Here is a 14,614-nt window from a genome sequence, read left to right as displayed (position 1 = left end):
GTTTTTATTTGCTTGTATTGATGGGATTACCTTCAGTGCGAGCGTTAAAAATGCAATTTGGAACACCTTGTGAACAGACTACTTGTGAATCGGATTCTTCTTGTGATAAAAATAGTTCTAATGGTTGTGAAAAAGGAAAATTTGTAATGAGTTTGAACTTTAGTCCAGTTCAATTCGTTGGTACACAAGACCTTTCTTCGATACTTTTTTCATTAGATGTAGTAAGTGATAAAAAACAAACTTCGTATTACGAAAAGATATTTATTTCTAAATATCAACAAGCAATCTGGCACCCTCCAAAATTAGTTTCATAAAATTTTAGTTCAAACAATTTAAGCCTTATCCCATTGGTTAAGGTTCATTTAACTATGCCATTTTATGAAAACAAAATTAATAGGCCTTTGGATGCTATTTATAGTAAATCTAATGGCTGGTCAGTCCACGTTTGAATACGATGTTCAGCTGACACCTATAACTATTCCCAATTTGCCTGAATTGCAATCGTATGTGGTTGGTCAGCACAATGGCAAATGGTTGGTATTAGGAGGAAGAAAAGATGGGTTGCATGCTCGTCAACCATTTAATGCTTTTCCTAATGCTAATAATAATACTTCAATATATGTAATAGATGTTGCAACACAACAGTTTTGGTCTTCTTCTATTGCTGTGTTGGATACTGGTTTGAGGGAACAATTGCAATCTACCAATATGAGTTTTTATCAAGATAATGATACCTTATATATAGTAGGAGGCTATGCTTTTTCAGTAACTGCAAATGATCATATTACATTTAATAAATTGACATCGGTCAACGTACCAAATTTGATCAACGCGGTTATTTCAGGAACCACTATTGTGCCCTATTTTAAACAGATTACTAATGATGTATTTGCTTTAACTGGAGCGCAATTAGGAAAAATTGGTACCACTTTTTATTTAGTAGGAGGTCATCGTTTTGACGGACGTTATAATCCAATGAACAATCCTACATTTACGCAAACCTATTCGAATCAAATAAGAAGTTTTACTATTGATAATACGGGTTCCCAATTAAGTTTTAGTAATTATCAAGAAGTAACGGATGCTGTTAATTTACATAGACGCGATTATAATTTGGTTCCTCAAGTATTTCCCGATGGTCAATTAGGGTATACTGTTTCTTCCGGAGTGTTTCAAATAAATCAAGACTTACCTTTTTTGTATCCTGTAGATATTAAAAATTCGGGCTATATTCCTCAAACACAGTTTAATCAATATTTGAGTAATTATCATTCTGCCAAAGTTGGTTTGTATGATGCTGCTTCAAATAGAATGCACAGCTTGTTCTTTGGTGGGATGAGTCAGTATTACTATAACTCGGGTGTTTTAGTTCAAGATAATTTGGTACCCTTTGTAAAAACTATAAGTAGAGTTACTCGTTTTTCTGATGGCTCCTTGTTGGAATATAATTTACCTGTTGAAATGCCTGATTATAAAGGAGCTGGGGCCGAATTTATTCCAAATCATTTATTGCCTCATTATGAAAATGAAGTGCTAAAACTTAATAATATAAGTGAAAATGAATTTGTTATCGGTCATATTTATGGTGGGATTCAAAGTTCAAGTATAAATCCGTTTTCATCCAATCAAACTAATTTAACTAATTCTGATGCTTCCATTTATGAAGTGAAGTTGATTAAAAATAGTTTAAGTAGCGCATCGGCTCTTGCTGGAAATAACCCATTTGATTTTCAACTATTTCCCAATCCAACTAAAAGTAATCAAGTACAAGTAATATATACTTTACCGTATGCTACATCAATTGACTATTATGTTACATCTTTAGAAGGTAAATTATTAGATGATGGTGAAATTGTCGATTCAAAGCAAGGTTCAAATACGTTAAATTTCACCATTGAAAATGCAACTGAAAGTCAAACAATCATCATCACATTTGTGTTTGATAAAAAATACTATGTATCAAAAAAAATACTAAAAAAATAAAATAGATAATCATGAAAAAAGTAATTTATGTCGCTTTAGTAGCACTATTCGCATTCCAAGTAAATGCACAAGAACCAAAACAACAAAAAAAAGCAAAAACGGAGAAATCGTGTTCAGCTGCTGATAAAAAAGGCGGATGTTGTTCAGATAATAAAACTAAAGATAGCAAAGCTTCTTGTAGCGAATCAAAATCAGAAAAAAAATCTTCTTGTTGTTCTTCTAAGAAGTAAAGCAAATAAAGAGGTTCCTGAGTGAGCCTCTTTTTTTGTTACCTATGTTACCGTTGGATGTAACCTATGTTACTGAAAACTTTTTATTATGATTCTATATTTGCTTCATAAAAATTATCTATTATGAAGAAAATATATTATGTAGGATCACTTCTTCTCTTTGCATTAGCGCTAAATGCTCAAGATACCTTGACGATTACTAAAGCAGATGTAATAAGTAAAGTGAAAGAAGGAAATTTACAAATAAAAATTGCCGAGAAAAATGTACAAGCTGCAAAAGCGGATTACAGACAATCGAATGCAATTTTTTTACCAAACATTACAGCTTCTCATACGGGTATAGTGACTACAAACCCATTAATGGCGTTTGGATCTAAATTGAATCAAGAAATTTTAACGCAAGCAGATTTTAATCCGGCCTTATTAAACAATCCAGATCAAACACAAAATTTTGCGACAAAATTTGAATTTCAACAACCTTTAATAAATGTTGATGGTTTTTATGGAAGACAAGCTGCTAAAGCAAAAATGGAAGCCTATCAATTGCAAACAGAACGCACTAAAGAGTATTTAGAGTTAGAAATTAATAAAGCTTATATGCAATTGCAATTAGCGTATAAAGCAGTTGGTGTTTTGCAAAAAGCGGAAAGTACGGCTAAAGCGAATTTAAAATTAGTAGAGAATTATTTTAAAAACGGAATGTTGCAGAAAACTGATTTGTTAAATGTGCAAGTTCGTGTGAATGAAATTTCTAATCAATTGCAATATGCCAAATCAAATGTTCAAAATGCCTCAGATTACTTGGCTTTCTTATTAAATGAAGACACCAATGGAAAAGTGTTCAAGCCTTCAGAGGATTTAGATAGTCAAATTTCAATTGAGAAATTGGAAACTTCCTTATTTGAAAATAGAAAAGATATTCAGGCGATGCAAAAATCAACAGAAGCGTATCAAAAAATGATGCTTTCATCTAAATCTGGATTTTTACCTAGATTAAATGCTTTCGGTAGTTATGAATTGTATGACCAACACATTTTTGCTACTGCCGCAAAAGGATATTTGTTAGGAGCACAATTGTCTTGGAACCTATTTGATGGCTATAAAACTATTGGGAAAACAGAGAAAGCAAAAGCAGATTTTCAAAAAGCAGAAGTTGAAGCCGATCAGTATAAAAAACAAAGTCAGTTAGAATTAAATAAAACCGTGCGTCAATTAAAAGATGCAGAAAATAAAGTGAACTTGTCTAAGTTGGCATTGGAGCAATCTCAAGAAGCATTTAGAATTAGAGAAAATAGATTTAAACAAGGCTTAGAAAAAACTACCGATTTATTGTTGTCGGAAACTCAAATGGCTCAAAAAGAATTGGAACACTTACAAGCCGTTTTCGAATATAATTTCACTAAAAGTTATGTACAGTTTTTAACTAAATAAAAAAATATAAATATGAAGAATATACTATCAATACTAGCAATATCAACATTACTATTCACTTCTTGTAGTGGTGATAAAAAAGAAAAATCGGCAGAATTACAACCTGTTATTGTAAAAATAAATGGCAAATTAGACACAAATAATAGTCCATTTGTAAATGCTAGTGGTAAAATTGAAGCAGAAAATAGCGCTAATTTAAGCACCCGAATGATGGGTTATGTTACTAAACTACACGTAAAAGTAGGACAAAATGTAAGAGAAGGACAATTATTAGTAAGTGTAAATAGTACTGATTTGCAAGCAAAAAAAGCTCAAGTAGATGCTTCTATCATCCAAGCACAAGCAGCATATACTAATGCAAAAAAAGATTATGATCGTTTTGTAAATTTATTTGCCCAACAAAGTGCCTCACAAAAAGAATTGGACGACATGACAGCACGCTTTGAAATGGCAAAAGCTGGTTTAGAAGCGGCAAAACAAATGCGTAACGAAATTCAAGCGCAATTCTCCTATTCAAATATTACGGCTCCTTTTAGTGGAGTAGTAACCAATACTTTTGTTAAAGAAGGCGATATGGCCAATCCAGGTATGCCATTAGTGAGTGTAGAAGGTGCCACAAGATTACAAGTTGTTGCCATGGTTTCAGAAAGTGATATTGCTTATGTTAAACAAGGAATGACAGTAAAAGTAAATATTAAATCGTTAAACAAAGAAGTTACAGGAAAAGTATCTGAAATTAGTTTGTCTGCTAAAAATACAGGTGGTCAATATTTAGTTAAAGTGAATTTAAACCAACAAGATAAATCTATTTTATCAGGTATGTTTGTTAATGTTCAATTTCCAATTGAAAAAACTAAAGTTGTAGAAACCAACACTACTGAAAGAGTATTAATTCCAACATCGGCTTTGGTAAAGCAAGGTCAATTATCAGGAGTGTATACAGTTGGAAACGGAAATGTAGCCATCTTGAGATGGTTAAGATTAGGAAAAACTTTTGGGAACCAAGTAGAAGTTTTGTCGGGTTTATCTGCTAATGAAGCTTACATTGTGTCAGCAGAAAGTAAATTGTTTAACGGAGCAAAAATTCAATTAGCCAATTAATCAATAGGTTAATTTTAATCGACACCTTGTCTTAATAAAAAATTAAAATTATGGAAAAAGGAATATCAGGTAAAATAGCCAATTTTTTCATCAATTCGAAGCTTACCATATTATTAATGGTAGCACTGATGATAATTGGATCCTATAGTTCGTTCTTAATTCCTAGGGAAGAAGAACCACAAATAGCTATCCCTATGGCGGATGTAATGGTAGGGTACCCCGGCGCAAGCCCTTCAGAAGTGGAAAGTCGAGTGATCAAACCATTAGAAAAAGTAATTTCAAATATAAAAGGAGTAGAGCACGTTCATAGTATGGCTATGAATGGTCAAGCAATGATGATCGTACAGTTTTATGTAGGAGAAGATATTGAACGTTCTTATGTTAAATTGTATGATGAGTTGATGAAGCATCAAGGAATTTTTCCTCAAGGGGTAATGCAACCTATGGTAAAAACACGTTCAATTGACGATGTGCCCATGATGGGGGTTACACTTTGGAGTGAGAAAATGGATGACTTTGAAATTCGTCAAGTGGCTGAAGAAGTAATTTCTGAAATTGAAAAAGTAAAAGATGTTGCCATTACTAAAGAAATTGGGGGAAGAAATCGAGAAGTAAAAGTCGTATTAGATAAAGATAAAATGGCTGAAAATGGTGTAGATGCTTTAGGTGTCATGCAAATGATTCAAGCCAACAATGGAAGTGCCCAATCGGGAAGTTTTGTTCAAAAAGATCAAGAATTTTTAGTTACTACCGGACAATTTCTTTCTACTTCAGAAGATGTTGAAAATTTAGTTGTAGGGGTTAATCAAAACATGCCTGTTTATTTAAAACAAGTAGCTTCTGTTCAAGATGGACCTTCAACACCTAAAAGTTATGTGTCTTTTGGGTATGGAAAAGCCAATGAACAATTTGGTAAAAATCCATCGGAATATCCAGCAGTAACAATTTCAATAGCTAAAGTGAAAGGAGCGGATGCAATGAAAATTGCGGAAAAAATTGAAACGCGATTGGAACAATTGAAACAAAATTTAATTTCTAACGATGTACATGTTGAAGTTACCAGAAATTATGGAGAAACAGCTTCACACAAAGTAAGTGAATTGTTAATGCACTTAGGTGTAGCTATTATTGCGGTAACGGTTTTAGTAATGTTAGCTATGGGCTGGCGTGGAGGATTAGTAGTGTTCTTTTCTGTACCATTAACATTTGCCTTGACCTTATTTAGTTATTATATGTTGGGTTATACATTAAATCGTATTACCTTATTTGCTCTGGTTTTTGTAGTTGGAATCGTTGTTGATGATAGTATTATTATAGCAGAGAATATGCATAGGCATTTCAAAATGAAAAAATTACCGTTTAAAGATGCCGCAATCTATGCTATAAACGAAGTTGGAAACCCAACAATATTAGCCACTTTTACAGTTATTGCAGCAATATTGCCCATGGCATTTGTTTCTGGAATGATGGGACCATATATGAGTCCAATGCCAATTGGGGCTTCTATTGCTATGTTATTGTCTTTATTTGTTGCCTTAACGGTTACGCCTTATTTAGGTTATCATTTATTACATGAAAAAGAGGAACAAGAGCATAAAGAAGAAAAAGGATTGGAAACCAGTTGGATTTATAAAGTATATAAGAAAATGGAACAACCTTTATTGGAGAGTTCGGCTAAAAGGAATTTAATGTTTGCCATTACCATTTTCTTGCTTTTAGGCTCGGTTGCTATGTTCTTTACTAAATCGGTGGCAGTTAAGATGTTGCCTTTTGATAATAAAAATGAATTCCAAGTGGTAATTGACATGCCAGAAGGAACTACTTTGGAAAGAACAGCTGCAGTAACAAAAGAAATTGCACAATATGTTTCTACTATTCCTGAAGTAGTAAATTATCAAAATTATATTGGAACATCTGCACCAATTACTTTTAATGGATTAGTACGTCATTATGATATGCGTGGCGGGAGTAATATGGCCGATATTCAGGTGAATTTATTGCATAAAGAAGACCGCGATTTACAAAGTCATGATATTGCAAAAATTGTTCGTCCCGAAATTCAAAAAATTGCCAAAAAATATGGAGCAAATGTAAAAGTTATTGAAGTACCACCAGGTCCACCAGTATTATCAACATTAGTAGCTGAGGTGTATGGTCCAGATTATAAAGAGCAAATAAAAGTTGCAAATCAAGTTAAAGATATTCTGAACAATACAACAGATATTGTGGATGTAGACTGGTATGTAGAAGATGAACAAACGGAATATAAATTAGAAGTAGATAAAGAAAAAGCCATGTTAAATGGTATTGCGCCACAACAAGTGGTGGGTAATTTAACTTATCTGTTACGAGAAATGCCGGTGACCAATCTATACGATGAGCGCTCAAATGATCCTGTTGGTATTGTGATGGCCTTAGATGATAAAGATAAAACCTCTTTAGAAGATTTAAAAAATTTAAAAATTAAGGGTAGTAGAGGAAATGTGGTACCGGTTAATGATTTGGTACAAGTGAAAAAAGATACCTTACAAAAAACCATATATAGAAAAGATCAAAAACGTGTGGTTTATGTAACTGGCGATATGGCAGGAGCATTAGAAAGTCCCGTATATGCTATTTTGGGCATGGAAGAAAAATTGCAAAAGATGCAATTACCTAAAGGCTACAAAGTAAACGAAATCTATATGGGGCAACCCGATGATGAAAGTGATTTTACTGTGAAATGGGATGGGGAATGGCAAATTACTCTTGAAGTATTTCGCGATTTAGGAGCTGCATTTTTAGTGGTGATCATTATTATTTACATGTTAATCGTTGGTTGGTTCCAAAACTTTAAAACACCTATAGTGATGATGGTAGCTATTCCGCTTTCATTAGTAGGTATCGTTTTAGGACACTGGATGTTAGATGCTTATTTTACAGCTACTTCCTTTATTGGGATGATTGCTTTAGCAGGGGTTATGGTGCGAAATTCTGTATTGCTTATCGATTTTATAGAAATACGATTAAATGATGGGATTCCGATGAAACAAGCCATAATTGAAGCGGGTGCCGTAAGAACAACTCCAATTTTATTGACTACAGGAGCTGTTGTAATTGGAGCCTCAATTATATTGTTTGATCCAATTTTCCAAGGATTAGCGATTTCATTAGTTGCTGGTGCCATAGTATCTACTTTATTAACCTTATTAGTAGTGCCGTTGATATATTATATCACCGAAAAAAAGAAATGGGAAAACAAGTAATAAATACTTCTGCAAGGAATTAATTTCCTTGCAGGATATAAAAAAGTAACTTATGAAACTAGTAATTATAACAGCAATTTCAGAATTTAAAAAGGACATTATTAAAATGTTTAAAAATACTGAAATAAAGGCATTTACTTACAAAGAAGTAACTGGATTTAAAGATGTATCCGAAGAGAATGTGGGTACCAATTGGTTTGGTTCAGAAATGAATGAAACACCGTCTATTATGTTTTATGTTTTTTTAAATGAAAATCAAACGGCATTACTTTTTCAATCGGTAACTTCTTTCAATGCATCACAAAATGTATCGTCTAAAATTCATTTTGCATCTTTAACGATAGATCAAATTAACAATTAACAATTTAAAATATGAAAAATAGAATTATTAGAGCTATTGCAGGGTCATTTATTTTAATCAGTTTAGTATTGGCTCATTATGTTAGTCCAAATTGGTATTGGTTTACTGCATTTGTGGGTTTAAATTTGTTACAATCGTCTATTACAAAATGGTGTTTAATGGAAGATATATTAACCAAATTAGGAGTAAAAGATTAATTTACAATATTTTTTATAATTTTACGTTCCGATTAAAAAACCAAAAATTATGAAAAGATTAAAAATTTTATCAGTATTCTTACTTATTTATGTAGTAAATGTAGCTTCAATGTGTAGTGATGATGATGATAATTTTACTCCTACGAATGCCAATCAAACACAAGTGATTAATACGGTAATGTCAGGAACATGGCGAATCACTAATTATGTTGATTCTGGAACAAATGAAACGGCTAACTATGCTGGTTATAATTTTACATTTGGTTCAGGAAATGTTTTAACAGCTGTTGGAGGTGGTGCTACACATTCAGGAATTTGGTCTGTAACAGATTCAAATAGTAATGATGATTCATTGAATGATTTAGATTTTATTATTACTTTTTCATCACCTACTGTTTTGCAAGATTTATCAGATGATTGGGATATTGTTTCAAGAACTGATACAAAAATTGAATTAATTGATGTTAGTGGAGGGAACGGAGGTACAGATTATTTAACTTTTGAAAAAAATTAAGAAAATTTTATAGAAAAGTGAAAGTAAATTTGATATCTTTGAATAATTGAAAACAAATTTAAATTAAAATAATATGAAAAAAGTATTGTCAGTAGTTGCTTTAATGGCATTTATGGTTTCAACAGCATCTGTTGTAGATTTTAAAGAAAAAGAAAAAGAGAAAAAAACAGCTAAAACAGAAAAATCTTGTTGCTCAGACAAGAAAGCAGCTGATAAAAAATCTTGCTCAACTGCAGAGAAAAAATCTTGTTGTTCAAAAAAATAATCAAGTAATATAATTTTAAAAACCGTTTAAGTAATTAAACGGTTTTTTTTGTTTCAATAAATTGAATACTTCTCAATCAATTTCTTAAATTTGCACCTCATTAAAATTTATAATACACATGTTTGATAATCTTACCGATAAGTTAGATAAGGCATTCCATATATTAAAAGGACACGGAAAAATTACAGATGTTAACGTGGCTGATACGTTAAAAGAAGTAAGACGAGCATTGTTAGATGCTGACGTGAATTTTAAAATTGCTAAAGACTTTACAACCAAAGTTAAAGAAAAAGCGATTGGGGAAAATGTATTGACAACGCTTCAACCAGGACAATTAATGGTTAAAATCGTGAAAGACGAATTAACTGAATTAATGGGGGGTGAAGTTAGTGGCGTTAATTTATCCGGAAATCCTTCAATCATTTTGATGTCAGGACTTCAAGGTTCTGGTAAAACGACATTTTCAGGTAAACTAGCTAATTTTTTAAAGACTAAAAAATCTAAAAAACCATTATTGGTAGCTTGTGATATTTATCGTCCTGCGGCTATTAATCAGTTACATGTAGTAGGTGAGCAAATAGGGGTTGATGTTTACTCAGAACCTGAGAATAAAAATGCAGTTGAAATTGCTCAAAATGCTATAAAACACGCAAAAGCAAACGGATTTAATGTGGTGATTGTCGATACGGCTGGTCGTTTGGCAGTAGATGAAGAAATGATGAATGAAATTGCAAATGTGCATGCAGCAATTCAACCACAAGAAACATTATTTGTCGTTGATTCAATGACTGGACAAGATGCGGTGAATACGGCAAAAGCATTTAATGACCGTTTGAATTTTGATGGAGTTGTGTTGACAAAACTAGATGGTGATACAAGAGGAGGAGCAGCAATTTCTATTAAATCTGTTGTAAATAAACCAATTAAATTTATTGGTACAGGAGAGAAAATGGATGCAATTGATGTTTTCTATCCAGATCGTATGGCAGATCGTATTCTGGGAATGGGAGATGTAGTGTCTTTAGTAGAAAGAGCGCAAGCACAATACGATGAAGAAGAAGCTAGAAAACTTCAGAAGAAGATTGCTAAAAATGAGTTTGGATTTGATGATTTCTTAAACCAAATTCAACAAATAAAGAAAATGGGAAGCATGAAGGATTTAGTGGGGATGATTCCAGGAGCGGGCAAAGCGTTAAAAGATGTAGAAATTAATGATGATGCATTTAAACATGTAGAAGCGATCATTCAATCCATGACACCTAAAGAGAGAAGTAAACCGTCTATTATAGATTTGAAAAGAAAGCAAAGAATTGCTAAAGGTTCTGGTCGAAAATTGGAAGAAGTGAATCAATTAATGAAACAATTTGACCAAATGAGAAAGATGATGAAAATGATGCAAGGCGGTGCCGGAAAAAATCTTATGAAGATGATGGGAGGAATGAAAGGTATGAACTAAAAGGATAAAGACGCGAAAAATTGCGTCTTTTTTTATTATAAGTTAAAAATAAATACACAACTAAACTAAATAGAATTACAATGCAACTACTAGACGGTAAAAAAATTTCGGAAGACATTAAAAATGAAATTGCGGCTGAAGTCCAAAAAATGAAAGATAGAGGTGAAAAGGTACCACATTTAGCTGCTATTATTGTAGGTAATGATGGTGCAAGTTTAACATATGTTGGAAGTAAAGTAAAAGCTTGTGAAAGAGTGGGTTTTGAATCTACCTTAATCAAAATGCCAAGTACTACTTCCGAGAAAGAGTTATTAAAAAAAATTGAAGAACTAAATCAAAATAAGGACATCGATGGATTTATTGTTCAATTGCCTTTGCCTCCACAAATTGACACACAAGAAGTATTGATGGCTATAGACCCTTCCAAGGATGTCGATGGTTTTCATCCTGAAAATTTTGGAAAAATGGCATTAGATATGAGTACTTTTATTCCTGCTACACCATTTGGAATATTAGAATTGTTAGAGCGCTATAATGTTCAAACTCAGGGTAAGCACACGGTAGTGATTGGTCGAAGCCATATTGTGGGAAGGCCTATGAGTATTTTAATGGGAAGAAAAGGTTTTCCTGGAAATTCAACGGTTACTTTAACCCATAGTCACACTAAAAACATCAATCAAATTACGTCACAAGCTGATATAGTTATTTCTGCTTTGGGGGTGCCTAATTTTCTAAAAGCTGAAATGATTAAGGATGATGCGATCATTATTGATGTAGGTATCACAAGAGTAGAAGATACCACAACAGAGAAAGGCTATAGAATTGTTGGAGATGTGGATTTTGAAAACGTATCTAAAAAAGCGTCTTATATAACACCAGTACCTGGTGGAGTAGGTCCAATGACAATTGCTATGTTGCTTAAAAATACTTTGTTAGCAAGAGAAAATGGGATAAGATAAAGAGTAGAGAAGTTAAATGTACCCCAAAAGTTGTTAGACTATTGGGGTATTTTTTTGCTGTAAATTTAATAATGCTATTAAAAATGTTTGAGAGAAACTCTAAATTTTAGTTAATATATCTATATATAGTTGTTTAATTATAATCATTTCATATTTTTGCTTGTTACTTAATAAATCATACTACTAAAATGAGAATTAAAAATAGTTTTGTTGGATTGTTGTTTTTTATTTCATCCCAAATTTTTGCTCAAAATTCAAAAGAAGTTCTTTTTACTATTGACAATAAACCTTATTATTCAGATGAATTTACTAGGATTTATAAGAAGAATTTAGATTTAGTAAAGGATGATTCGCAAAAGGATTTGAATCAATACCTAGATCTATTTATAGGTTATAAGTTGAAGGTGAATAAAGCCTATAAGCTTGGATTGCAAGAAAATCAAAAATATCAAAGTGAGTTATCTTCGTATAGGAATCAGTTGTCAAAAAATTATGTGAATGATTCAAAAGTAACTTCCAAGCTTATTGAAGAGGCTTACTCGAGAAATCTTAAAGAAATTCGAGCTTCTCACATTCTTTTGTCAATGGATGAAAGCATAAAAGGAACAGATACATTAGCATTTTACAATAGAGCACTTGAAATTAAAAAAAGAATTGAAAAAGGTGAATCATTTGAAGAAGTGGCTCAGAAAGAATCACAAGATCCTTCAGTTAGAGAAAATAAAGGTGATTTAGGATACTTTACGGCATTTAGGATGGTTTATCCTTTTGAATCCGCAGCGTACAAAACGCCTGTTGGTAAAATTTCTAATCCCGTGAGAACACGTTTTGGTTACCATATCATTAAAGTAACTGATATTAGAGATAATCGCGGAGAAGTTTCAGTAGCACATATTATGTTAATGAAACCACAAGAAAATACAGCGGAATCTATGGCTAAGGTAAAACAAAATATTGATGACATTTACACCAAGATTCAACAAGGAGAAAATTTTGAAGCGTTAGCTGCACAATTTTCAGATGATAAATCAACTGCTTCTAAAGGAGGTCAATTACAACGTTTTAGTTCGGGTCAATTGAGCTCTGAAGAATTTGAAAAAGTTGCATTTGGGCTAAAAGATGCAGGTGAAATTTCTAAACCATTTCAATCTCAATTTGGATGGCATATTGTTAAATTAATAGAAAAGTATCCTATTCAATCTCTAGACCAAATGAAAAATGAATTAGAGAGCAAAATTAAAAGAGATGAACGATCAATTATTATAACTAATTCATTAGCTAAAAAATTAAAATCAAAATATACATTTGAAACCAACCAAAAAGAATATCAAAATGCAGAAAAATTAGTAAACGATGCAGTTTATAGTCAAACTTGGGAAATACCTGCTAAAAAAGAAGATGTAAGTGGTAATATTGCTGTTGTAAATAAAACAAAAAAGATTCCTACTTCGGAATTCATTACTTATATTCATTCGCAACAAAAAAATAAGTTAACAACTAAGCCAATCAAGAAGTTAGTTGCTGAATTGTATGACTCATGGAAAGAGGAACAATTAATTACTTATTACAATGATAATTTAGAAAATGAATTTCCTGAATTCAAATATATAATGGATGAGTATAGAGACGGGTTGTTGTTATTTGATTTAATGGAGAAAGAAATTTGGGATAAATCCAAGACAGATACTTTAGGATTACAGGATTTTTACACTCAACACAAAGATAATTATAAATGGAAGAAACGTTATGATGTTGATATTTTATCTTCAACGGATGAGAAAATGATTGCTGAAGCAAAAAAATATTTAACAAAAGGTAAATCGTTAGATTTCATCAAGGAGAAGTTAAATAAAGAAGGAAAAGTGGCTATTATGGTTAAATCTGGTTTATTTGAAGAAGATTTTGATGTGTTGAAAAAAACACCTGTTTTACAAGAAGGGATAAATCCAGTAACTAAAGATGGAGGTTATTTTTTCCTAGTTAGGGTAAATAAAATTAAACCAGTTGAAAATAAAACCTTGGCTGAGTGTAAAAGCAAAGTAATTAATGATTATCAACAATTTTTAGAATCTACTTGGGTAGATAATTTGAAAAAAGAGTTTACTATTCAAGTGAATAATTTAGTGTTTGAAAAAGTAAAAACCGAACTGAACAAATAGTAACTATGCCTCGAGGTTTAATTATACTTGTTTTGATGTTTATGGGATGCTCAAAAACCTCTCAGCAAGATAATACTGACGCTATTGCTAGAGTAAATGATGTTTATTTATATGAGTCAGATTTGGAAAATCTTGTTCCTTCGGGGTCTTCCAAAAATGATAGTGTTGCAATTGTAAAGGATTATATCAATAGATGGGCCATGCAACAATTACTAGTAAACAGAGCAGAAAAAAATATCAACAAAACAAAACAACAAGAGTTAGAGGAGCTGATAAACCAATATAAAATAGATTTGTATTCTAAATCATATTTGGAAGATTTAGTAATGACAAAAGTAGATACTTTGATTTCTGATGATGAAATTAAAAGATACTATGAAAAAAATAAAAATAATTTTAAAGCTAGTGAACCTTTAATAAAATTGAGGTATATAAATTTAATTAAGGGTAATACTAAACTGGGAATTATTAATAATAAGTTACTTAATTTTTCTAAAAAAGATCAAGCTGAATTACAAAAAATGGCTGTTCAGTTTAAAAATTATGCCCTGAATGATAGTATTTGGGTTGATGTTAATCAAGTATATGAAAAGCTACCATTCATTAATCAAGAGAATAAACAAAAATTCATTTCACCTAGAATGGCTTATCAATTTACCGATAATAATCTAATATGGCTTGTTAAAATAAAAGATGTAGTAGAAAAAAATAAT

14 protein-coding genes are annotated in these 14,614 nt (G+C 31.8%); all 14 read left to right on the top strand.

Annotated features, from left to right (window positions below):
* On the top strand, positions 1 to 314 hold a 314-nt coding region (locus QZ824_RS07885), incomplete at its 5' end, for a hypothetical protein (protein WP_291275477.1).
* A gap of 64 nt (positions 315 to 378) precedes the next feature.
* Complete coding sequence (locus tag QZ824_RS07880; protein WP_291275476.1) at positions 379 to 1,983, top strand: hypothetical protein; 1,605 nt, start codon at positions 379 to 381, stop codon at positions 1,981 to 1,983.
* Positions 1,984 to 1,994: 11 nt separating this feature from the next.
* Entirely contained in the window at positions 1,995 to 2,213 is a 219-nt protein-coding gene (locus tag QZ824_RS07875) for a hypothetical protein (RefSeq protein WP_291275475.1), read from the top strand.
* A 123-nt stretch (positions 2,214 to 2,336) separates the two neighbouring features.
* On the top strand, positions 2,337 to 3,644 hold the full coding sequence (locus QZ824_RS07870; protein ID WP_291275474.1) for a TolC family protein: 1,308 nt from the start codon (positions 2,337 to 2,339) through the stop codon (positions 3,642 to 3,644).
* 12 nt (positions 3,645 to 3,656) lie between these two features.
* Positions 3,657 to 4,745 (top strand): efflux RND transporter periplasmic adaptor subunit, encoded by a 1,089-nt coding sequence (locus tag QZ824_RS07865; RefSeq protein WP_291275473.1) that lies wholly within the window; start codon positions 3,657 to 3,659, stop codon positions 4,743 to 4,745.
* Between the two features lie 50 nt (positions 4,746 to 4,795).
* A complete protein-coding gene (locus tag QZ824_RS07860) occupies positions 4,796 to 7,990 on the top strand; it encodes an efflux RND transporter permease subunit (protein WP_291275472.1) in 3,195 nt (1,064 codons plus the stop codon).
* Between the two features lie 52 nt (positions 7,991 to 8,042).
* On the top strand, positions 8,043 to 8,351 hold the full coding sequence (locus QZ824_RS07855; RefSeq protein ID WP_014389111.1) for a hypothetical protein: 309 nt from the start codon (positions 8,043 to 8,045) through the stop codon (positions 8,349 to 8,351).
* An 11-nt stretch (positions 8,352 to 8,362) separates the two neighbouring features.
* On the top strand, positions 8,363 to 8,548 hold the full coding sequence (locus QZ824_RS07850; protein WP_291275471.1) for a DUF2892 domain-containing protein: 186 nt from the start codon (positions 8,363 to 8,365) through the stop codon (positions 8,546 to 8,548).
* Positions 8,549 to 8,597: 49 nt separating this feature from the next.
* The gene (locus QZ824_RS07845; RefSeq protein WP_291275470.1) at positions 8,598 to 9,062 is read left to right on the top strand and encodes a hypothetical protein; all 465 of its coding nucleotides are present in this window, start codon (positions 8,598 to 8,600) and stop codon (positions 9,060 to 9,062) included.
* A 73-nt stretch (positions 9,063 to 9,135) separates the two neighbouring features.
* Positions 9,136 to 9,327 (top strand): hypothetical protein, encoded by a 192-nt coding sequence (locus QZ824_RS07840; RefSeq protein WP_291275469.1) that lies wholly within the window; start codon positions 9,136 to 9,138, stop codon positions 9,325 to 9,327.
* A 118-nt stretch (positions 9,328 to 9,445) separates the two neighbouring features.
* On the top strand, positions 9,446 to 10,783 hold the full coding sequence (ffh, locus tag QZ824_RS07835; protein WP_291275468.1) for a signal recognition particle protein: 1,338 nt from the start codon (positions 9,446 to 9,448) through the stop codon (positions 10,781 to 10,783).
* An 80-nt stretch (positions 10,784 to 10,863) separates the two neighbouring features.
* Positions 10,864 to 11,742 carry a tetrahydrofolate dehydrogenase/cyclohydrolase catalytic domain-containing protein gene (locus tag QZ824_RS07830; RefSeq protein ID WP_291275467.1) on the top strand — a complete coding sequence of 293 codons (879 nt, stop codon included), beginning with the start codon at positions 10,864 to 10,866 and terminating at the stop codon, positions 11,740 to 11,742.
* Positions 11,743 to 11,930: 188 nt separating this feature from the next.
* The gene (locus QZ824_RS07825) at positions 11,931 to 13,901 is read left to right on the top strand and encodes a peptidylprolyl isomerase (protein ID WP_291275466.1); all 1,971 of its coding nucleotides are present in this window, start codon (positions 11,931 to 11,933) and stop codon (positions 13,899 to 13,901) included.
* A 5-nt stretch (positions 13,902 to 13,906) separates the two neighbouring features.
* The coding region (locus QZ824_RS07820) for a hypothetical protein (protein WP_291275465.1) at positions 13,907 to 14,614 on the top strand (708 nt) is incomplete at its 3' end.

Source organism: Flavobacterium sp. (assembly GCF_021151785.1).
Taxonomy (GTDB): Bacteria; Bacteroidota; Bacteroidia; order Flavobacteriales; family Flavobacteriaceae; genus Flavobacterium.
Note: the sequence above shows the minus strand (reverse complement) of the source record. Positions and strands in the feature narration are given on the sequence as shown.